Here is a 21,504-nt window from a genome sequence, read left to right on the forward strand (position 1 = left end):
TCCCCCAATCAATATGTATCTTCTGCTTCCTGATGCTTAACAAGGGTGAAACCTACGCTCATCAGAAATGCATTGATAAAGCAGCGAAGGAGGAAGCTGATGATAAACAAGCTACCGAGCCATCGTAACTGCAAAGTATGCAAAGCGAGGTTCAAGCCAGAAAAGATTTATCAGTGGTGGTGCAATGAGGAACACAGAATTGAGTATGCAGTCCTTGTTATGAAAGATAAGCGAAGGCGAGACGAGGCTAGCGAACTAAAGCGAAAACGGGAGAAGGAGAGGGAGGAAAGGAAAGAGTTAAAAGTCAGGAAGATTAACGCCAAGCCAAAAACGTATTGGATTAAGCAAGCACAGCAAGCCGTCAACGCCTTTGTAAGAGCACGAGATTCAAACCTACCCTGCGTATCATGTGGCACCGATTCAGCAGCACAGTGGGACGCTGGGCACTACAGAACAACCGCAGCAGCACCTCAATTCAGATTCGACCCCCGACAAATCCACAAACAATGTTCAGTCTGCAATCAGCACAAGAGCGGGAATATCGTTCCGTACCGTGTCGAGCTGATCAAACGTATTGGCATTGAAACCGTTGAGGCTATCGAAAATAACCATGAACGCCGCAGTTACACCGTTGAAGAGTTAAAAGGCATTCGTGATTACTACCGGCTGGAATTGAAGCGGCTAAAAGAAACTCAGGAGGCAGCGTGAAACCAACCGCATGGCAGGAACTGGCAAAAGCACCAAGAAAGAGTTATCTGGGTAAATACAAAAAACTCACACCAATGCAGGAACGATGGATTAAAGCGATCCTTTGTGTATGGGCTGAAGAGTTTGGCGGTGGTGGTTACGGTGGTGGAGCTGATGGGGTCGGGATATGGAGATTTATATCTGGATGGAGCGTTGAAGATACGGATAGATTTACCAGAGTAATGGAGGATTTGAGAAAGCTTGGGTATCAGGGGGGTGAGCTGCTTACTAAAGCTCAGTCGATTTTATGGCCTAAACGAACTATCAGCGACATGTTACAACGCGCCAACGATGAGGATGAAGCTGATTTCGTCGAGAAGGCCATTCTTAAAGCTTTTAGAACTGACAATCCAATATATGTGATCGCCTGTAAGTACTATGTTGACAGGAACCCTGTGCAAGATCTCGCAAATTATATGCAATACCAAGTTTCACCCTGGTTGACTAACAAACAGTGTGCAGATCGAGTTAGATGGTGCATTAGTTTATTTGATGCGAAGGTGTATATGGTTCTGCAAGATGATTTAAGAGCTGAGTTAGAGCTAATAAAGTCTGCCGCATAAACTTATTTTCATTTTTACTTGAAAATAAGTAATGAAAGTGTATATTTCATGTAGGCTCGGGAGCAAAAAGCGAAAGAGCGGTGAGTTAGGGAATAAGCGGCGGCTCCTAACTCACAGATACCGCCGAGTTGGTCACTTCGACTTAGGTCTGGAACTCCAACCATACTGGCTGAGAGGTCAGTAAAATTAGAAGCCTCGGTTAATCGCCAGGGCTTTTTGAAGAGCATACGATACCACCGCTCGACAAGTAGGTATCCGGCCATGACAACGCGTAGTCCCCATAATGTCATGGCAGTGTTGGGGAGTGAGTCGAGCAACATTAAAGGCCCAGCCATAACCGGTTGGGCTTTTTTGTTAGCTATGGCTAGATAGGCCAATCGAAAAGCGGTATCGTCACCGCCTGCCATAGCGAACCATGACGAACAACTAGGCGAGGTTGTATATGGAAATAATGATTGTAGGCGGTCAGTACGACGGTGAATTGGTCACTGTGGGAAGCCATCCGATGCCATACATAAATATGCATCCTAAGCTTGAACCTTTAACAGCGCCGCTATCAAGAGATGTAAACCCCAAGGCGACATTCGACTTACTTACCTACAAGCTAGAGAAGGTTTGGTTATCGCCTCAAAAGTGGCAGTACGAATATCACTATCAAGGTCGCTAAGGCGGCCTTTTTGCATTCTACATTCGCATGGGTACTGGATTGGTTAATCCGATCGTTGTGAAACAGTACCCAGCCGAATGTGGTGAATGCTCATGCTAAAGAGCCGCAATACTGGAGATGAAGTGACCGTGCAGGCTGGCAAAACTCCAGCAGACGGCCTGCAAGGGAGAGTGTAGAACCACTCCCCGACACACGGAGTAGCGCAGTGAGAGTCTGACATATCCGAGATTAGCGCCGGACACCACATACCAACTTTTAAGGCTGCCAATTTGGTGGCCTTTTTTATTTAGCCCGCCGCCAGCGTCAATCACCCTCAAGCAAACTCTGTGTCTGAATGGATCACGGCGGCGGGCTATTCCCTACACAACAGCACCCGACCAATGCCGGGGATATATCCCCAACTGGGGGGTGGGTCATGAAGATGAACGATACCGGGCAATTACCTTACTGGTGGACAGCCTCACTTGCTTTGTTCTCCGCTCTTAGCTTGCAGGAATACATTTTTATAATCGGCGCGCTGATAAGTGCCTGGTTCACCATAAAGACGTATTACGCGAATCGAAGAGAGAAAGCGGCTCAGATTAAAGAGCAGCAGGACAGGACGCAGATATTAAAAGACTACTTGCAGGGAAAGCCGATTGGCAGTCATCCGGAAGCTATTCAAGTAGTCAATGAAGCCTTACAGCAAATGGAGTCCGAATAATGGCGACATTAAAGCGCGTTGCTACCGGTACCGCTTGTGCTGTATCAGCCATTATTGCAATCGTCGTATCTAACGGAACGGTGAGAACCAGCGAGAAGGGTTTGGAGCTTATTGGCAATGCCGAGTCATGCCGCCGTGACCCATACGTCTGTCCGGCCGGAGTGCTTACTGATGGCATTGGCAATACTCATGGCGTCAAGGCTGGAGTCATTAAGACCGATACTCAGATAGCCGCAGACTGGGAAAAGAACATCCTTGAGGCGGAATCCTGCGTGAACAAATACGGCAATGGCAACAAGCTGAACCAAGGTCAATTCGATGCGGTCACGTCTATCACCTTTAATGCCGGTTGCGCCCAGATGCAGAAATCCACGATGTACCGGATGCTGCGAGAGGGGAAGTTCACTGAAGCCTGCTATCAATTCCCTCGCTGGACGTACGGCGGCGGCAAGCAATTGCCCGGCTTAGTTATCCGGCGCGAGAAGGAGAAGGCGTTATGTCTGGGAAATTAACCGCCGCTCTCGTTGCGATAATCATCGCGTCGCTATTTGGACTGACTTATTACCACTACCGAGTGCAATCACTTAACCGTGATGTAGCCGAATTAAGCAAGGTAGCCAAGCAGCAACAAGCCACTCTCGACCAGATAGAAACCCAGCGCCAAGCCGTAGCCGCTATCGATATCAAATACACCAAGGAGTTGGCAGATGCCAAATCTGAAAATGATCGCCTTCGTGCTGATATCGCTTCTGGCACTAAGCGGTTGCAGCTCAACGCAACGTGTACAAAGCCAGTGTCCAAAACCACCACCGCCGCCAGCGTCCATGATGATGCCAGCGCCAGACTTACTGAGTCCGCTCAACGGGATTATATCGATCTCCGCGAGCGAATCGGAATTGCAACCAGCCAAATAAACGGCTTGCAGGCGTATATCACTAACGTGTGCCTGAAATAAGGATTGGCAATGGCTTGGTACCCAGCATGGCATATCACTTGGCAGAGATTCAGATACTGGCGTGAGCAGATAGGATTTGAGTCAGCTTATTCAAAACTAAAGAAAGAATTCCCCCGACAAGGAATAGATAGCTTCTCTAGATGGAGGTGATCGCCTGTTTCACAGGGCCATTCTTGCTGACGGGTAAGCCGTAAGTGGTGTAGCAACGCCGAGAGGAGTGGCACAGCCGCGAACAAAGAACATGAAGGCTCAGTTTAACGACTGGGCCTTTTTTATTGGCAGTAAATCACCGCGCTATCGCAAGCGCAAATCACTCAGAACCTTTCAGGATGACCCTTGAGGAACCGGCTGGCTGTCGGATGCCTTCTGAGGGCCGTATTCCTGTGCGAACAAGGTTCATCACTAAAAGGTATATCCGATATGAAAAGCATGATCGCAGTGGACCAAGAAGCAACGATGACTAGCTTGGAATTCCTAAAGAACATCATCAACCCGGCACGGCTTGAGTACGGGGAGCCTGAAGTAGAGAATCGCCACTTTCTTTCTCGTATTGAAGATGAAATTGACGATTTAGGGGTCGCGGAAAACTTTTACGTGACCACTGAACAGGGAGCTAGTCGTGCAGTGCGGGGTTACAAGCTCAACATGGAGCAGATGACTCTCATTGGAATGCGGGAATCTAAAGCGGTTCGCCGTTCCATATTAGCAAAGCTCAAGGTAATGCATGGCCCAGTCATCCCCCAAAGCTTACCAGAAGCACTTCGACTTGCTGCTGACTTGGCAGAGCATAATGCCAAATTGAAAAATGAGTTGGCTGTCGCTGCTCCAAAAGCTGATTTCGTTGATAACTACGTCAATGCATCCGGTTCATTTGGCTTCCGTGAGGCTTGCAAGTTACTGAAGGCGAAAGAGCCTGAGTTCAGGGCGTTCCTGATTGCTTCGAATGTTATGTACGTTCTTGGTGGGAAGATGACGCCTCGCGCCCCGCATATTGATGCAGGCCGATTCACTGTCAAAACCGGTGAGAACCTTAATAACGGACATGCATTTACCCAGGCTAAATTCACACCGAAGGGTGTTCAGTGGATAGCGGGACTGTGGGCCTCTTGGCAGTTGAATAATCAGGCGGCATGACCGGCTCAAAAATGAGCCCGTTGATAATAAAGACAAATCGAGGGCCACTTTCACAACGGCTTTTAATTACCAATTACAAAATGAAGCAGGTCCTTGGTATTGTGTAGGAGAACACTAACCGAGGATGTAAATGATGGAATGGATCGACATAGAGGTAGAAGAGCCAGCACTTTATCAACGCATTTGGCTTCAGAGTGATCAGGGCAACATCCTTTGTGATTATGCTGGAGATCGTAAAATTAGAAATGTCGAAGGTTTTGTTGAGATTAACTATAGAAATTTTGTAATCCAGCGCTGGAAGCCATACATACAAGAATAGTTAAGCCGCCTACGGGCGGTTTTTTATTGGATGCTATTTATAAAACTCTGCAAAAGGTACTAACAAGTGCCTTTGACAGAATCTTATATAGATTTTCAATCATGTTTGTCTCGCCATTACAGGGCGGGATACTTTACCAACCAGCGGAATATTCTGTTATGGCTAATTCAGATACACAAATGAAGCGGCCATATCCGCCATTATCATTCGTTAATGAGTTCAGACCTCACATTGAATTGGTTCCCGCCACTGAAGTGCTTGAATGGGTCAACAGTCAAATACTCAGTGACGATGGCGAATTATATAACCCTGACCACAGCCACTTAATTGACGCTGACATAAAAATCATGTGGGCATCATCTGCGTTTGAAAAACAGGGCCGCACCGTCCTTGGTCAAGCCGAACAGGTAGCAATGAGAGCCGGTGGCTGGCAAAAGGCCCGGATGGAACAGCAGATGTACGAATGGTTCGGTGATGTGCCGACATTCATCATCACCCTGGCTGCTGATTACTGCGCTCAATGCCCAGACCTTGATTTCTGCGCACTGATAGAACATGAGCTTTACCATATCGCACAAGCAACTGATGAATTTGGCGCACCCAAGTTCAACAAAGAAGGTCAGCCGGTATTGAAACTGCGCGGCCATGATGTTGAAGAATTTGTTGGCGTGGTTCGACGGTACGGCGCAAGCGTTGAAGTCCAAGAGATGATTGACGCAGCAAACAATAAACCCGATGTAGGCAATCTCAATATCGCAAGAGCGTGTGGGACGTGCCTGCTGAAACTGGCCTAATCAGTTACATTACGTTAGTCATGGAGGATGCCAATGGCTGCACTAAAACCAGAGGTTAAAGCCTTCATAGTTCAAGCCTTGGCCTGCTATGACACGCCATCGCAAGTGGTCGCGCAGGTGAAACAAGAATTTAGCCTCACGTTAACGCTTCAGCAGGTGTCGTCATACGACCCGACAAAGGCCATCGCGAAGAATCTCGGACAGAAATGGATAGACCTATTCAACTCAACTCGCTCCCGCTTTCAAACCGAAATATCCGACATTCCAATCGCCAATCGTGCTTATCGACTTCGGGCGCTTGATCGCATGGCGACGAAGGCCGAAAGCATGAAGAACTTTGCTATGACCGCTCAGCTCATGGAGCAGGCCGCGAAAGAGGTTGGCGACGCTTATAGCAATAAGCAGAAAGTTGAGCACTCAGGTGGGCTGTCTATTAGCTCAGTAGCATCAGTAATGGATGAGATAGGAGATAATGACCTGTAAGGAGTGGCTGTGTTAACTGATAAACAGAAAAAGCTGCTAAAGAACAGGTTCTGGCGTCTTAATCATCTTTACAAAATCAAAGACAAAAACGGGAAGTGTGTCACTTTCAAAATGACTCCAGAGCAATTGGAGTATTTCGACGGCATGCACGACCGAAACGTGATTCTAAAGGCAAGGCAATTAGGTTTCACAACAGAAGTTTGCATTATCCAGCTCGACCTGGCTCTTTTCCATAAAAAGGAGTGTGCACTTATCGCTCACTCTCTTCCCGATGCGGAGCGCTTGTTTCGAAATAAAACACAGTACGCCTACCGACTTTTACCGGATGATATTAAGCGAGCAAATCCTTTAACCAAGGAAACGACGAGCGAATATGTATTTGATAAGGGTGGCAGCGTAACGGTATCCACCTCGTTTCGTGGCGGCACGCTATACAGCTTGCACGTTTCGGAGTTTGGCAAGATATGCGCGAAGTACCCAGAGAAGGCCAAAGAGATAGTAACTGGTGCCTTCGAGGCTGTGCCGTTGGGTGGAAAGATAACCCTTGAGAGCACAGCTGAGGGCCGCGCTGGTTATTTCTATGATTACTGCCAAGATGCAGAGAAGGCGCAACTCAAAGGAAAGGAGCTTTCAAGTCTCGACTGGAAGTTCTTTTTTTTCTCATGGTGGAAGAATCCGCAGTACGCAATTGACCCGGTTGAGGCTTTACCGCAGCGCCTGGTTGATTACTTTGCAGAGATGGAAGCCAAACATGGCGTTCAGCTGAACGAGCGCCAGAAAGCCTGGTACTACGCCAAAGAAAAGACGCTCGGCGATGACATGAAGCGGGAATATCCAACTATTCCGGCCGAAGCATTCCAACAGTCTGTCGAGGGCGCGTATTACGCCAAACAGTTCCGCTGGCTCTATACCAATAAGCGGATCTGCAAATTACCTGATAACTCACACCTGCCGGTTCACACATTCTGGGATATCGGCGTGGGTGACTCAACGGCCATCTGGTTCGTGCGTGAGGTCGGCGAGGAATTCCACATCATCGACTACTACGAAAACTCCGGTGAAGGTCTGCGGCACTATATGAAGGTGCTGAAAGACCGTGGCTATACGTATGGCGACCATTGGGGGCCGCACGACATAGAAAACCGTGAATTCGGCTCTGATGCTAAGTCTCGCAAAGAACTGGCGCGGGAAGGCTATGAAATCGATGGGCAAGTTTACTCCATGACATTCAAAGTGGTGCCGAAAACTGGCGTTGATACCGGTATCGAGTCAGTGCGTGAAATTCTGCCTAAGTGTGTCTTTGATGATGAGAAGTGCGCTGAAGGCATTACTCACCTCGAAGGCTACCGGAAAGAATGGGACGACAAGCGCGGTTGCTGGAAAGATAAGCCACTTCACGACCACACATCTCACGGCTCTGATGGGTTCCGCTACTTTGCTGTAGCGAAGAACAACCACAAACAGATCGGCGCTGTATTCTTCTAAGGAGCACTCAGTGAGTGAAAATAATAACGAGGTTCAATTCCTTGTGAATGCCCTCGCTGATGTGGCGCGGGTAGGTCGGCAAAGGGCTCTATATGCCGGTCAATTTAATGGAAATACTAAGCGAACAAAGCTTTGGGATGAATTCGGCTATCCGGACGCAGTAAATTTCGAGATTCTTTACAGGACATATCGAAGAAATTCAGCCGCCTATGCGGGTGTGCATAAAACTCTGGATTCGTGTTGGGTAGATAAGCCAGTGATTATCGAAGGGCCGTTCGCTGACAAGTCGAAGAAAGAAACTGAGTGGGAGAAGCTGGTAACCAAGCTACTCAAAAAACACTGGGAGAAAATAAAGGACGCCGATCGCCGGAACATGGTTGGTCACTACTCTGCAATCATCTTGCAAATTAAAGATAATCGGCCTTGGTCTGAGCCGGTTGATACAAAACTGGTTAAAGCCTTGGGTGAATCAGCGTTAGTTAAGCTTATCCCCGCATGGGAATCGCAGATTAAGCCCAACAATTATGATGTAGACACTATGTCTCCAACATATGGTCAGCCAGTTGACTACACGTTCAATGAGCAGCCCGTTGGCGACGATGGCACTTACGGCAATGTCCGCAGCGTTATGGTTCATCCGAGCCGAGTCATCATTCTTGCTGAAGGGTCAGAGGACGACAATATGCTCTCTGGCATCCCTCTCAATGAAGCAGGGTTTAATGACCTGTTGGACATAGAGAAAACTAAGGGTGGTAGCGCAGAGGGATTCCTGAAGAACGCTAGCCGTCAATTGGGTGTTGAATTTACTAAAGACACTGACATGGAAAGCCTTAAAAAAGCGGCTATTACGGCGGGGTATAAAGACCTTGGTGATGCTCTTGATGACAAAATTACACGATTGAATAGAGGATCGGACTCTGCTTTGGTAATGCAAGCCGGACAAGCATCGGTACTTTCTGTTGTAGCAGCTGACCCAACGCCATCGTGGACTGTTTCTGCAAACAGTTATGCCTCGACGATTCGCTGCCCATTCAATATCTTGTTTGGAAAGCAGACCGGAAATTTAGCCTCCACGGAAGATAATAAAGCCTGGGCGGCGGCTTGCAACGAGCGGAGAAATAGCTGGATGTCATCGGTGATAACCTCCGTTGTTCAGCGCTGGAGCGATATTGGCATTATTTCTCAACCTAAGACTGATGAAATTACTGTCGATTGGTCTGATTTACTTGCACCTGGCGACAGTGAGAAGCTAGATAACATGGGCAAGCTTGCAGAAATCGCGTACAAGACCCAGCAGGCATATGGAACCCCAGCAGTTGAGGCTAATGAAATACGTGCAGCCGGTGAGCTTGAGCCAATCAAAGAGCCAACCGAACCAGACCCTAACGCACCGCCAACCGGTAAGGATCCGCTGAATGGAGATGACGACAGCGACCCGAATCGGGACGCCAATAATACCCCGTAACAAAGCTGACCCTACGCAGTCATACCGCCAAGTTAACAAGATGTACCGTGATATCGAAGAACGCTACTTGGGCATTAAAACAGCACTGAAGCAGCTATTCGATGAGCGACTTACTGGCATCGTGAGGGAAGGTAATGCGCAGCGCGGGGTAATGGCCTGCAATAACGAATATGATGATCTTCCCAGCCTCTACCAAGTAAACGCAGGCACATTCATCTATGACATGAACGCACAGCAGCTTGCCGCACTTTTGGAGCGTGTACAGACAATCCTTGATGATTATCTTCTTGAAGGTAATGGTCAGAATATCTGGTCGCTTCAGTATATTTCAGATGAGTACCAGCGAGGCACGTTAAACGCATTCACCAATTTATCAGTGCAGTCGCAGGTTTACGCACAACAAACTACGTTGTCCGCGCTGCTATCGACCCCTGCTTACCAGAATCAGATCGCCGCTGCTTTCATATCGACTTACAGCGACTGGAAGGGCGTCTCTGACGCTGCAAGGGCTGATCTAGCCAATATCATATCTGACTCAATCGGTCGTGGCGTAAATCCACGCGAGACTGCGGGGATCATCAGTAAGCGACTTAATGTCTCGATGAGTAGTGCCAAGCGGATAGCCCAGACTGAACAGGTGGGCGCATTGCGTCAGGCTCAATGGGCGGAAACAGAGTGGGCTAAAGAGCGATTAGCTCTGAACACAGCACTTCTGCATCTATCAGCGCTGAAGGCAACCACAAGAACATCTCATGCTTTCTGGCATGGCAAGACGCGCACTGTTGAAGAGGTGCGAGAATGGTATAGCCGCGATGGCAACCGTTATCACTGCTACTGCAGCCAGATTCCGGTGATTCTGGATATTGATGGCATGATCGTTAATTCTGGAATCGTTGAAAGGCTGAGTAAAGAGCGCAAGGAGTGGCAACAGTCCGCTTAAGAGGTAGCCCAATGCAATTTGATTTTCTACCTGTTTTCGCAGTTGGTTTTTCCTTGGGGCAACTATTTTGCCTTATTTGGATGTACCTGTTGATCCTGAGAAAATAATGAACCCGAGGTCGCTAAGGCGGCCTTTTTAAATGCCTGAAATCCACTAATGAGGACACAGTATGTCACGCATCTGCGTAAACGTGCTGTCGGTCATCAACTCCGCTTCAAACATCACTTCTGAAACCATTGATGGCGTTGAGCACATCGTTGTGAAGGACGTCTGTCCGGTCATCGACGATATCGTGCTCAATGGCGGACTGTACCCGGCAGACGAGATTTCCAAAGGCTTCAAAAGCCTTGAAGGTAAGCCCATGCCGTATGGGCATCCGAAGATTGAGGGCCAGTACGTCAGCGCAAGTAACGTGCGGGCCGTGAACGAATATCACATTGGGGCATTCGCCCGTAACGTTCGTAAAGACGGCGATCGCGTACTGATGGATATGTGCGTCAACCGCCGTTATGCCGAAGCGACGGATAAGGGCAAAGAGGTCGTTAATAGACTGGATGATATGAAGGGGGGGAAAGAGGTTGAGCCGATCGGCGTTTCAACTGGCCTCGGGCTAAATCGAGCGGAAGGGAAAGGAGTCTCCAAGGGTAAAAAGTATAACTGGGTTGCCCGTAACCAAGATTACGACCACTGCGCCATCCTGTTGCACGAGACGCCAGCCGGAACGACGCAAGAAGGCGTAGGGATCTTCGTTAATGCCCAGGGCGACCAACTTCGAATAGAAACCGTGAACCTCGCAGATGCGTCCAATTGCACGGAAGAGGGGTTACTGAATAAAGCCAAGTTCTTTTTCACCAATGCTTCTAATTACTCCTTTGATGACATCCAGCGAGCACTCAGCCAAAAGCTGCGTGAGGGTAAGTCTGATGACTTTTACTCATGGCCTGATTCCGTATGGCCGGACAAGTTCATCTACAACGATAAAGGCAAAACATATCAACAGAAGTACCTCATCGACGATGACGGCACAGCTGAATTCGTCGGCGAACCTGTAGAAGTCGTGCGCAAACCCACTGAGTACGAAATTAAAACCAACGGAGCTGAAAACCCGATGAAAGACATGATTGTTAACGCACTGAAAGCAAAAGGTAAGCCGACCGAAGGCAAGACCGAAGCTGAATTGCTTGATGCATACAACCAAATGAATGCAGAAGAAGCAAAGATCAAAATTGAGACGCCGGAAGAGAAGGCCGTTCGCGAAAAGAAAGAGGCTGATGATAAGGCCGCCAAAGATAAAGCCACCAACAGTGAAGAGATGCCGTTATGGGCTAAAGCACTCGCCGATCGCGTTGATTCAGTGGTGAATAGCCTGAGCGTTAACTCCGACAAGGAGAAGACTGAAAAGCGATCAGCAGTTAAAGCCAAGTTTGGCCTTGAAGATATCGCAGTAAACGCTTTAGACGGCGCTGCTCTCGATGGGCTATTCGCCCAATGCACAACCTCAACCGGTCTGAATGGCTCTTTCCGCCAGGCCAATTCCTCTCAATCAGTCAGCGAAATGCCGGAGTAAATAATGGCTAAAGATGGAAAGCACGTAATCCACGCGGGGGGCATCTTCGCAAACCCACAGTTGCACCGAGAAGGTGCGGCGGCGGCGGTGACTCAACCGGGCACGGTTGGTTTCTTCGATAACACCACGAAGAAATTCACGGCCTCCGTTGATGGCAATGAAGATGCAATTCTGTATGTCGCCAACTACGATTACCTGCGTTGCAAAACAGTGGACGAAACCATTGCTGCTGGTGATTGGGTTGTCGCGATGCACCCAACACCAGGCGTTTTCTTCAACGTTCCGGCAGCAACCGGCACATACACCAAAGGCCAGCCTCTCTCTATCGTCAATGGTCGAGTTAAGGCGAAAGCAACCGGCGAATCTACTCGTGCTTATGTAGAAGAAGACCGTTCATACACCATTGCGACGGCAGGACAGCTCCTGCGCGTTGTCATTAAGTAAGGAGCACCGAATGTTTGTATTTTCCACTAAGAAAGCCACTGAGACTGGCAATCTTGAAGTTAACTCATCTCAGTTCAGGAAGTTGACTTCAGCACGTAATGCCAGTGCCCAGGCCGCAGCTGACTTTATTGCTCGCACAAAATGGCGTGGCGATGCCGAAGATGCTCCTGAGCTGACAGCGGTGAACGCCGTTGATGATATTCGCCGACTTTACAAAGCATACGATCAGACTGTTTTGTCTGAGTTTGAGCCAAACACGGAATTCACTTTGTTGAATGACCTGATGCCGTTATCGCGATCAGTTCGTCTGGAAGAGTCAGTGTATGAGTATGCTCGCACTGGCGGCCGTGGTTGGGCACACACGTCGATGTCTGGACAGATTGGTGCTGCGCTAGATGCGAAGTCCTACACCTTTGATGGCACGATGGTTCCTATCCATGACAGCGGTTTTAAGTTCAACTGGCGTGATCCGGTATTCAACAAAGGCTCGGCCCTGGCTTCTTTGTCTGATGCTCAGGCTGGCTCTATCAAAGATGTTCGTCGCCAGTATGTGGATTACATCTGGGAAGGCTTCCGCGACGCGGCGGGCAACTACATCAATTTCGATGGTAAAACTTGGAAAGGCTTACGTCACGATGAACGTGTCGCTCAAGTTACGCTGACCGTTAACTTTGCGACCAGCTCGGATGTTAAAGCCATGCGGGGCGGTGCAATTGCCTTGCGTGATGTACTGAAGCTGCAAAACCTCCAGTACGGACAGCAGACCTGGTATGTATCGAGCGAAATTATCTCTAACTGGGAGCAGTATTTTGATGTGAATTCGACCCGTACAGTGCTGGAAGAAATTATGAAGTTGTCTGGTATCTCAGCCATCAAAGAAGATGTTGAGCTGACTGGCAACGAAATCGTGATTGTTCCTCTGCAAGCCGGTGTCATCGCTCCCATCGTTGGGCAGGCATTCGGTACAGTTGCCGATCCTCGCCAGTTCTACAACTCTGACTACGTGTGGCGCTCATGGGGTGCTGCTGGCCTGATGGTTAAGCAGGACATTAACGGTCACTTCTCTGTCATCCACGCATCCAGCTAAGGAAAAATTATGGCACTTGTAAAAGTTTTAGTAGCAAACCTTTTCGCCGGTGCCAACTTCCAGAAATTGGAGGTTGGGCAGTCTTACGAAGTTGATGATGCGATTGCCGGGAAGTGGATTGAAAGTGGCAAGGCTGAGAAGTCCACGGAGAAGAAAGGCGAGAAGCTGGTATTTGAAGTGGCTACGCCGTCCGTGCCAGTTAGCAATGGAAGCGCGCTGCAAGTCCAGCTTGATGAGGCATTGGGCCGAATCGATGAACTCACCACGGCATCCGAAGACGCAGAAGCAGCACACGCTGAGGCTATCGCTCAGGTAACTAAGCGAGCAGAAGACGCAGAAGCAGCACTGGCGGCCGTAACCAAAAAGGATAAGTAAGTATGGCGCAGATAACAGCCGCGCAGGTTAAACAGCAGTTGTCTGCGCTTGGTTACACCATTCCTGATTTCATGATTGACGCCTACCTTTGCAAACTGGAAAGCATAAGTCAGTGCCTGGAGGCGGCCGGCTATGACGAATGCGATTTAATGCTGATTCAGATGTATGCCGTCACCCTCATGGTGGTTACTGCCTTCAATCAGCGCATAAAGTCTCAGTCAGCGCCTTCAGGGGCGGGGCGGTCATTTGATTATAGCGGTGACATTAAGACGATGCGGAACAGCTTGGTGGCGCTTGATACGGCCGGTTGCACTGGTTCGCTACCGATTGATGTGGGCGTATCGGTTGGCTTTTTTGATGTGGTGGGAGATTGAAATGGTTAGTCGCAGCATGACCATATACTCAAAACTTGAAATTAAGATTACCTATGACTTAGGAAAGGGTAATCAGGTGTATACGGAAACACTAATGCCAGAAGTAAACAGATTTCGATTCTCTGAGTGGCTTTCTTTCAACAACCAATCTCCACCAGAGTTTATCGTGCTTGATGATGGTGACTTCATCCGATCTCTTTACGTCAAGCGAGTGACCATTCGCCGATTCAAGAAGTGCGCAGATGGTGATTGCCCAGACCAGTACGAGGACTATCTATCATGAGCAGCGCCGCAAACTGGAGTTATACGGCTAAAGCCACTGTTTGGCCCATGACCGGGGCGGATAAGTGGAACAAGCCTACCTATGGTGCGCCGGTTGTTATTGATTGTGACTATGGTAGCCGCAGTAAGCGTAAGTCTAACGTGATAGGCAATGAAATCGCGGTCAAGCTGTACTTCTGGACTGAATATGCCGACGCGAAAGAGGGCGACATGATAGCCATCGGTGCTTATGCAGATTTAGCCCCTATCGCTGATGCTGACTCAATTATTGCCGTTGGCAGAGATGCTGACACTTTCGAACGCTTGATCGACGATTACGAATTAGCTACTGGGGTGTGATATGGCAAAGGTCAAGGTTACTGGTATTCGCGAGTCACAGCGACAGCTTGCTGCATTAGTCGGTGATATTAAGGGACGCAAAGCAGCGAGAGCAATCCAGTCAGCAATGATAATAGGCGGCTCCCTGTCCGCACTTTATACACCGATTGACACCTCAACGCTCATCAATAGCCAATTTCGAGAATTAATTGTGAAAGGCACTCGGTTAACTGGACGAGTGGGTTACTCGGCAAATTATGCCATGTATGTGCATGATCCTACTGTAAAGCAAGTTTTCCGTCGCTCTACTGCAAAAAAGGAATTCTTGAAAGATGGATTTCGTGAGTCCAAAGAGCAAATTGATGCCGCAGTCAAAAAGGAAATGTCCCTATGACGATATTTGAAAAGGTATCTGATTGGCTGGAGTCGGCCGGGTTGACTGATGGTTATAAGGTGCAGCTTGCTCACTGGGAAGAGCAGAAAGCTGACACTGGCGCAATGAAATACATCGTTGTGCAGCCTGATGGAGGTACTGCTCGGTATCGGTGCCTAGGCGCTTACGACTATGTGCTGGTTAACATTATCAGCGCTAAGAATGATCCGGCACCGGCAATAGATAAAGCGCAAGAGATCATGGAATTCGTCACTAATAACGCCGATGACGATACTCTTAACTTTATTGCCAACGCTGGCGGATTCCCTACACCAATTCCTACTGAAGAGGGGCGAACTATTATCCGGCTTCGCTTCGAAATCATATCCTGATTTTCCCCTGGCGGCCTCTGGGCCGTTTTTTATTTCAATTCCATAAGAGGCTATACAATGGAAGGATGTAACGATTACGGCTTACTGGTCGGTAAAAACGTCGTTCTCGAAGTTGCGCTAGGGTGTGCTGACACCGTACCGACCGAAATCGACTGGCAGGCTTTGGCGGCAGGTACGTCTAAGACTGCTGACTTATCGCCGAACACGGTAACCTCTGACGCGGACGATAAAGGCGCATGGGTCGAAAGCGCGGTGACCAACGCTGATATCACCATTTCTTTTGAGGGAGAGGTCAGGAAGAAAGACTCTCTCGACCAGTTCGGCTTTGGTAAATTCTTTAAATATTTTGTCGATGAAGTGAATGCTAAGCGCCAGCCTACTTTGTGGGTGCGTGTTGTCATTGGGCCGATTGAATTTGTTGGTTATATGGTTACCACCGCCCTGAGTACCGATGGTGGCACTAACGATATCGTAACGTTCTCAACTGAGTTCAAAGTTTACGATGGTAATACTGTAGCAGTTACGCTTATTGACACTGTTCCGGTTACTGGCGTGACGTTAACCCCAACTACAAGCACTGGTGCAGCAGGTGGTTCTAGCACCTTTACTGTCACAGTATTGCCTTCTGGCGCGACTAACAAAGCATTCAATGTGGCAACAACTGATGCAACCAAGGCAACGGCAGCGGCAGTAGGTAATGTCGTCACAGTGACCCGCGTTGCTACCGGTTCCGCTCAAATCGTCATCTCTACCGAAGACGGCAACTTTGTCGCAACCCATACGGCTACTGTTACCGCGTAGTTATTCCAAAGGGTGGCGAGTGTCGCCCTTGATAATGACTATGGAGAACCCCATGAATCCAATGGTAGAAATAGGAGAAATGTTAATCTCCGACCAGCATGCCGATTACTTTTTCCGTCCATCATTCACGGCTATGAGCAGAATAGGTGAACCTGCTGACATTGTTTCCACATACGCCACACTAAATGGTGCGGAAGCAAGCCAAATGGTAGCCTTGATGAAACTGGCTATTGAACACGTTCAACGAATATCGCTGCTCCAAAAGCTGACTTACAGCAATATCACAGGAAAGGATTCTGGAAATGATTCTTGGCTATTTTCATCTATTCGGCGCATGGCATCAAGAGGGTTACTCTCAAGGGCAATGAGTGTCATTCAAGCTTGCTGTGATAGCGATGTTGCCCCCTTAGTTGGCGAATGGCGCCCAGGGAAAAAAGGCGTGACGTATCGCCGTGGCGGCATGTCAACCGGTGAGATTATTCTGATAGCTCACACGCTGATTGAGCATGGAGTGATGGGTAAGGCCAAAATCAGAAAGCCACAGCGTGCTGAAACCAATAGTTACGTTAACGAGTTCCGGGCCATTGAATACATAAATTCGGCAAGAATTCATTTTGGGATAAGTCGGGCAGAGGCTGAGCAGTTAACAATGACTGAGTTTCAGTTGATGCTTAACGCTAAATACCCAGATCAGAAAGGCTTTACACGAGAAGAATACGACACTGTTCGCGATGATTACTTTAAGCGGCGAGAGGCAAGAATAGCCGCCGAAAAAACCAAGAAAGCAGCATAACCTAGCCCTGTCACTCGACGGGGTTTTTATTGCCCGGAGAATAGAATGGCTAGCGACAATCAGGTCGGTAATATCGTTTATCAGGTTGAGATGGAAGTCGGCAAGCTGATCACTTCCCAACAGCAGGTTAATAGCCGACTTGACCAGATGGAGGGGAAGTTTAATTCAACAACAAAATCTGTAGACCGGGCTGAAAAATCTTTTCTTTCATTAAGTCGTGTTGCTACCGCACTGTCAGCGGCTATTTCTGTCCAGCAAATAGCCGCCTATGGTAATGCGTGGGTTACTGTCAGCAACAAGCTGGTAAACGCAGTAAGGGCTAATGAAGATTTATTCACCGTAACCAATCGTGTATTTGATATTTCTCAGGATACACGCGCCGGTCTTGAGGCGACCGCCACACTATACGGGCGACTGGAAAGGGCCACGAGAAGTGCGGGAACCAGTACGGCAGACCTAGCAAAATTAACAACTACGATTAACAAAGGGCTGGTAGTTTCTGGTGCAACAGCCGAAGAAGCCAGCTCGACCATGATCCAGCTTTCGCAAGCATTAGCCTCTGGCGTGCTGCGCGGGGAAGAGTTTAACTCCATTTCAGAGAACGGCAGCCGGTTGGCCGTGGCTTTGGCTGATTCTCTCGGCGTTACCGTTGGACAGCTTCGAGCCATGGCGGCTGAAGGTAAATTAACAACGGATGTTGTTGTTAATGGGTTGCTGAAACAAAGCGATGCAATCGCCAAGGAGTTCGGAAATACCGTTCTCACTATGGGTCAGGCATTTACAGTTGCTTCTAATAACATTACTAAATTTGTTGGTGAATCATCTTCAGTCAATACAACATTAAATGTATTTAATTCATCAGTTATTTCACTCAGTGAAAACCTTGATTCTATCGCTACTGTTATTGGTGTTGTTGCAGCAATAATCGGTTCTCGCTACGTTGCCGCACTCACATTAGCATCAGCAGCCCAGGTTCAAAAAGCATCTTCAGCGCGTCAAGCTGCTTTGGCTGACAATCTTGCAGCACAGGCCGCAGCTAATCAGTCAGCAGCTAACCTTATTGCGGCTCAGTCAGCGAAAGTCAGGGCAATTGAGGAGATAACACTCGCGCAGATGCAAAAGGCGAGTGCATTCAATGCTGTAAACTCGACAGCAGCAGAAGTAAGGTTATCGGCCGCTCGCCTTGAGGCGGCAACTGCTACTGGTAACTATAATCGGGCGCTTGCTGCTAATGTCTTGGCTCAAAAACAAGCGGCAGCAGCAGCTTCTGCGGCATCTATATCTGGTGGCTTGTTGCGTGGTGCTTTGTCGTTAGTCGGTGGTCCTGTCGGAGCGGCTACATTAGCGGCCGGGGCAATATTCTATTTCTACCAAAAAGCACAGGAAGCCAAGAAAGAGGCTAATGAACTTGCTGACGGAGTATCTGCTTTAGTCGGAAAAATGAAAGAGATGAGTAACGTTCAGCTTGGTGCTGAAATAGCAAAACTCAATTCATCAATGCCAATATTAAATAAATCATTGGCAGAGGCCCAAGAAGCCTATGACAACGCTGCTTATAGCGTCAGTAATTACACTAAAGTAATAAAAGATTACGGGTTAAATACGACAACGGGGCGACAAGCGGCAGAGGCGTTAACTAGTGCTCAAGACAGGCTTGCTATTGCAGCTAATGAACTTTCAATTGCACAAAATAGAGTAGATAAAACACAAAGCGCTGTAAATATTGGGCATGCAACATTAAACGGAACCTTGCTTCAAGGCATTGATCTCTTAAAGAGAGATGGACAGGAAGCGGGTGTTGTCGCTGGAATGATGAATAAGTTAGGCCAAGCAATCAATATCGCAAGCGGGGCCAAAGAGAGGTTTAACTCAACTAGCTTATCTATTCAACGAGACCCAAAAGCTCAGAAGGTTTTAGATGACCTGTATCAGCAAAATGAATTGCTTGCAGAGACAGACCTGCGTAAGCGCGCCCAACTCAAAACAGAGCAAGAACTTCGAGCCATTAATGCTGATGATAATACTATCAGAATTGGCCGCGAACAGGCTGGAGTTGCCTATGATAAACAAGCTGCACAGGCTGCGCTGAAAAAGGAAACGGCTGCTGCCACAAAGGAAGAAACAGCCGCCGAAGCAGCAGAGAAACGCCGGGTTAAGTCATTGCAGGATTTAAGCAATGAAATGGCCGTTGCTGAATTAAAGACAAAAGGACTCAATCGTGAAGCCGCGCAACTTGCTGCTGTTCAGGACTTAGGTTCAGGCGCGTCTCAGCAGCAGATCCAGCAGGCCACACAACAAGCCGGTCAGATATTTGATATTCAACAACGCATGGCCGATAAAAAGGCTGCGATCGATGCTGATAGTGTTGCCAAGGCCGAGCAGCAACGTAAGTTGGATTTATCACAGTTAGACCGACAGCTCGCGGCAGGTGATATATCTTTCGAACAGTCACAGCAACGCAGAATGCAAATCGCCGCCGATTATTCAAAATCGATAGCAGAAGCATCAGCGAATAAAGCCGTAACGCCACAGCAAGAAATGGCAGCACAAGTTGATCCGGTTCAGGCACTGGCAAATGAAAATGCTCGTAAATTGGCCCTCATTCAGCAATTCACCCAGCAAAAGGTGATAACTGAACAGCAAGGATTGGCATTAATGAATGCTGCTAATACTCAATATGAGCAGGCAAGGGTAGCCGCTCAGTGGGAGATATTCCGCAATCAAAGCGTGGGTAATGAATCTCTCGCGGCAGCATTTGATTCGCTGGCCGGCAATGCTTCAAATGCGTTCACTGGCATCATTACCCAAAGCATGACGGCAGAGGAGGCGATGCGTTCTCTTGCCAGCAATGCCCTTAATAGCCTGATTAATGGTTTTGTTCAGATGGGCGTTGAGTGGGTTAAGTCTGCAATTACTGGCTCTACAGCTCAAGTCGCAGCCACAGCCACGACAACCGCAGCAGCCGTAGCGGGAACCGCGACAACCACGGCAGCGAGTGTATCTTCAGCGGCAGCAACAACCACAGCATGGACTCCCGCTGCTATCGTTGCTTCCATAGGATCGTTTGGTGGGGCCGCCGCTATCGGTATCGGTGCCGTTGTAGCAGCAATGGCGTTGAGTGGAAGTTTATCCGGTAAACGTAAGAATGGAGGACCTGTTAGCGCTGGCAGCATGTATCAAGTCGGTGAGGGAGGTATGCCTGAGATTTACCAGGCGGGTACCGGTAAGCAGTACATGATCCCCGGTGATAATGGCAAGGTAATCAGCAATAAGGATATGCAGGGTAGCGGTTCTGCTCCTAACGTTTCCATTCAGTTTATCGACCAATCAACAGGTAGAAAATCATTCGATGCCCAGTCATCAATGAGCGGGAACAATCTCACCGTTACCGCGTTCATTTCTGACCTTGAAGAAGGCGGCCCAATGTCCCAATCAATCACCAGAAACACCACGGCGTCAAGGAGGGCTAACGGATGATTGTAGAATATCCTGACTGGCTTCCTCTGGCGCAAAAATCTGGTAAGAACATAACTAAAGATACAGGGTTTAGGACAGACCAGCCCACGGTTGGCGCGCCAATCTTCCAGAAATTGACCGATGATTTAAAAGCGTCGTTTTCGGTTACGTTTATCTGCACTGCTGCTCAGCATAGGGCTTTTTACCAGTGGCTAAGAAGCCCTAATTACCTTGATAACTGTAATTGCTGGTTTCGGATAAAAGTTTCCACCGGCACTGGTGAGTCAGGGGTTGAAGAGCAAGTATTGCACTTCACTAGCTACCCACAGTTTAACCAGAGCGGAAGTATTTTTACGTGGACCGGGAATGTAGTGGCCAAGCAGATAATCAGTGCTGATGATGACCTTGACGACATAATTATCGAGCTTCCAGCCCCATGGGGGAGCTGGCTGGATGTCATCGTTACAGAAACATTACCCCGGAGCGAATAATGCCAGGACTAAGAGAGTACCTTTCTCATCGACCTAACCGGGTGATGTATATAACGCTTAAGTTTACACATCCGGTATTCGAACAGGTTCGCCTCGTTGCTGATCAGGTGTTTCAAAAAACGCTCGGTGGGGAAGTCTATTCCCCCTGCCGGATGGAAGTATCTGAAAGCGAACAAAGTGACATTCCCATCATCCAGTGTGCAGTAAAGCTGAGTCGTGTGGCTCAAGACATAAAGCAGGGTCTTAAGGGTTGGACGGGGCCGCAACGGATGATCCCTATTACGGCTGTATATCAAAAATGGGATTCTATCGACATGACAGTGGCAGTTAGTACCTGGTCACTGTTTGTTAAAGATATATCCATGGATGAAAATGATGTAACGGCGACCATCGCGCTTAAAAATCCGATGGTTAACAATGTCGGCAAGCTTTACAACACAACTGATTTCCCTGGGCTAATTAACATCTAATCACTCGACCTTTCTTATCGGCTAAC

General features: G+C 48.4%; 27 protein-coding genes. 26 read left to right on the forward strand and 1 reads right to left on the reverse strand.

Annotated features, from left to right (window positions below):
• The first annotated feature begins 99 nt into the window (after window positions 1-99).
• Both ACNSO8_RS24755 and ACNSO8_RS24760 read left to right on the forward strand, forming a co-directional pair.
• Entirely contained in the window at window positions 100-708 is a 609-nt protein-coding gene (locus ACNSO8_RS24755; RefSeq protein WP_418396207.1) for a recombination protein NinG, read from the forward strand.
• Complete coding sequence (locus ACNSO8_RS24760) at window positions 705-1,310, forward strand: hypothetical protein (protein ID WP_338383094.1); 606 nt, start codon at window positions 705-707, stop codon at window positions 1,308-1,310. Before ACNSO8_RS24755 ends, ACNSO8_RS24760 begins: the two co-directional genes overlap by 4 nt.
• Before the next feature lie 14 nt (window positions 1,311-1,324).
• Here the strand turns inward: ACNSO8_RS24760 and ACNSO8_RS24765 are convergent, their stop codons facing one another.
• Complete coding sequence (locus tag ACNSO8_RS24765) at window positions 1,325-1,717, reverse strand: hypothetical protein (protein ID WP_418396208.1); 393 nt, start codon at window positions 1,715-1,717, stop codon at window positions 1,325-1,327.
• A 35-nt stretch (window positions 1,718-1,752) separates the two neighbouring features.
• Between ACNSO8_RS24765 and ACNSO8_RS24770 the strand changes: the two genes are divergently transcribed.
• The 24 genes from ACNSO8_RS24770 (at window position 1,753) to ACNSO8_RS24885 (ending at window position 21,478) form a co-directional block, all read left to right on the forward strand.
• A complete protein-coding gene (locus tag ACNSO8_RS24770; RefSeq protein ID WP_418396209.1) occupies window positions 1,753-1,977 on the forward strand; it encodes a hypothetical protein in 225 nt (74 codons plus the stop codon).
• A 421-nt stretch (window positions 1,978-2,398) separates the two neighbouring features.
• On the forward strand, window positions 2,399-2,680 hold the full coding sequence (locus ACNSO8_RS24775) for a hypothetical protein (protein ID WP_048620322.1): 282 nt from the start codon (window positions 2,399-2,401) through the stop codon (window positions 2,678-2,680).
• Entirely contained in the window at window positions 2,680-3,192 is a 513-nt protein-coding gene (locus ACNSO8_RS24780; RefSeq protein WP_418396210.1) for a lysozyme, read from the forward strand. Before ACNSO8_RS24775 ends, ACNSO8_RS24780 begins: the two co-directional genes overlap by 1 nt.
• Window positions 3,177-3,635 carry a lysis protein gene (locus ACNSO8_RS24785; protein ID WP_418396211.1) on the forward strand — a complete coding sequence of 153 codons (459 nt, stop codon included), beginning with the start codon at window positions 3,177-3,179 and terminating at the stop codon, window positions 3,633-3,635. Before ACNSO8_RS24780 ends, ACNSO8_RS24785 begins: the two co-directional genes overlap by 16 nt.
• Before the next feature lie 420 nt (window positions 3,636-4,055).
• A complete protein-coding gene (locus ACNSO8_RS24790; RefSeq protein WP_418396212.1) occupies window positions 4,056-4,769 on the forward strand; it encodes a phage antirepressor KilAC domain-containing protein in 714 nt (237 codons plus the stop codon).
• Between the two features lie 130 nt (window positions 4,770-4,899).
• Complete coding sequence (locus ACNSO8_RS24795; RefSeq protein WP_418396213.1) at window positions 4,900-5,088, forward strand: hypothetical protein; 189 nt, start codon at window positions 4,900-4,902, stop codon at window positions 5,086-5,088.
• Between the two features lie 158 nt (window positions 5,089-5,246).
• Window positions 5,247-5,882: a putative metallopeptidase gene (locus ACNSO8_RS24800; RefSeq protein WP_418396214.1), complete on the forward strand. Its 636-nt coding sequence runs from the start codon at window positions 5,247-5,249 to the stop codon at window positions 5,880-5,882.
• A gap of 33 nt (window positions 5,883-5,915) precedes the next feature.
• Entirely contained in the window at window positions 5,916-6,365 is a 450-nt protein-coding gene (locus ACNSO8_RS24805; protein WP_418396215.1) for a DUF2280 domain-containing protein, read from the forward strand.
• Window positions 6,366-6,374: 9 nt separating this feature from the next.
• Window positions 6,375-7,850, forward strand: coding sequence for a terminase (locus tag ACNSO8_RS24810; RefSeq protein WP_418396216.1), 1,476 nt, complete (start codon window positions 6,375-6,377; stop codon window positions 7,848-7,850).
• Between the two features lie 10 nt (window positions 7,851-7,860).
• Window positions 7,861-9,315 carry an anti-CBASS protein Acb1 family protein gene (locus ACNSO8_RS24815; RefSeq protein WP_418396217.1) on the forward strand — a complete coding sequence of 485 codons (1,455 nt, stop codon included), beginning with the start codon at window positions 7,861-7,863 and terminating at the stop codon, window positions 9,313-9,315.
• Window positions 9,272-10,255 carry a phage minor head protein gene (locus ACNSO8_RS24820; protein ID WP_418396238.1) on the forward strand — a complete coding sequence of 328 codons (984 nt, stop codon included), beginning with the start codon at window positions 9,272-9,274 and terminating at the stop codon, window positions 10,253-10,255. The genes ACNSO8_RS24815 and ACNSO8_RS24820 overlap by 44 nt, the downstream gene beginning before the upstream one ends.
• Window positions 10,256-10,424: 169 nt before the next feature.
• Window positions 10,425-11,822, forward strand: coding sequence for a DUF2213 domain-containing protein (locus ACNSO8_RS24825; RefSeq protein ID WP_418396218.1), 1,398 nt, complete (start codon window positions 10,425-10,427; stop codon window positions 11,820-11,822).
• A gap of 3 nt (window positions 11,823-11,825) precedes the next feature.
• Window positions 11,826-12,266, forward strand: a complete 441-nt coding sequence (locus ACNSO8_RS24830) for a hypothetical protein (protein WP_418396219.1) — start codon at window positions 11,826-11,828, stop codon at window positions 12,264-12,266.
• Between the two features lie 10 nt (window positions 12,267-12,276).
• Window positions 12,277-13,353: a major capsid protein gene (locus ACNSO8_RS24835; RefSeq protein ID WP_050088915.1), complete on the forward strand. Its 1,077-nt coding sequence runs from the start codon at window positions 12,277-12,279 to the stop codon at window positions 13,351-13,353.
• A 9-nt stretch (window positions 13,354-13,362) separates the two neighbouring features.
• On the forward strand, window positions 13,363-13,728 hold the full coding sequence (locus tag ACNSO8_RS24840; protein ID WP_418396220.1) for a hypothetical protein: 366 nt from the start codon (window positions 13,363-13,365) through the stop codon (window positions 13,726-13,728).
• A 2-nt stretch (window positions 13,729-13,730) separates the two neighbouring features.
• Window positions 13,731-14,102 (forward strand): DUF7370 family protein, encoded by a 372-nt coding sequence (locus ACNSO8_RS24845; RefSeq protein WP_418396221.1) that lies wholly within the window; start codon window positions 13,731-13,733, stop codon window positions 14,100-14,102.
• A gap of 279 nt (window positions 14,103-14,381) precedes the next feature.
• The gene (locus ACNSO8_RS24850; protein ID WP_418396222.1) at window positions 14,382-14,723 is read left to right on the forward strand and encodes a hypothetical protein; all 342 of its coding nucleotides are present in this window, start codon (window positions 14,382-14,384) and stop codon (window positions 14,721-14,723) included.
• A gap of 1 nt (window position 14,724) precedes the next feature.
• On the forward strand, window positions 14,725-15,096 hold the full coding sequence (locus ACNSO8_RS24855) for an HK97 gp10 family phage protein (protein ID WP_418396223.1): 372 nt from the start codon (window positions 14,725-14,727) through the stop codon (window positions 15,094-15,096).
• Window positions 15,093-15,467, forward strand: a complete 375-nt coding sequence (locus ACNSO8_RS24860) for a hypothetical protein (RefSeq protein WP_418396224.1) — start codon at window positions 15,093-15,095, stop codon at window positions 15,465-15,467. The genes ACNSO8_RS24855 and ACNSO8_RS24860 overlap by 4 nt, the downstream gene beginning before the upstream one ends.
• Window positions 15,468-15,524: 57 nt before the next feature.
• Entirely contained in the window at window positions 15,525-16,268 is a 744-nt protein-coding gene (locus ACNSO8_RS24865; RefSeq protein WP_418396225.1) for an Ig-like domain-containing protein, read from the forward strand.
• Window positions 16,269-16,320: 52 nt separating this feature from the next.
• Window positions 16,321-17,061: a DUF6246 family protein gene (locus ACNSO8_RS24870; protein ID WP_418396226.1), complete on the forward strand. Its 741-nt coding sequence runs from the start codon at window positions 16,321-16,323 to the stop codon at window positions 17,059-17,061.
• A 45-nt stretch (window positions 17,062-17,106) separates the two neighbouring features.
• Window positions 17,107-20,538: a tape measure protein gene (locus tag ACNSO8_RS24875; protein WP_418396227.1), complete on the forward strand. Its 3,432-nt coding sequence runs from the start codon at window positions 17,107-17,109 to the stop codon at window positions 20,536-20,538.
• Entirely contained in the window at window positions 20,535-21,008 is a 474-nt protein-coding gene (locus ACNSO8_RS24880; protein ID WP_418396228.1) for a hypothetical protein, read from the forward strand. The genes ACNSO8_RS24875 and ACNSO8_RS24880 overlap by 4 nt, the downstream gene beginning before the upstream one ends.
• Window positions 21,008-21,478 (forward strand): DUF1833 family protein, encoded by a 471-nt coding sequence (locus tag ACNSO8_RS24885; protein WP_418396229.1) that lies wholly within the window; start codon window positions 21,008-21,010, stop codon window positions 21,476-21,478. The genes ACNSO8_RS24880 and ACNSO8_RS24885 overlap by 1 nt, the downstream gene beginning before the upstream one ends.
• Window positions 21,479-21,504: the final 26 nt, after the last annotated feature.

The sequence above is a fragment of the Yersinia sp. LJYL362 genome (genome assembly GCF_048323875.1).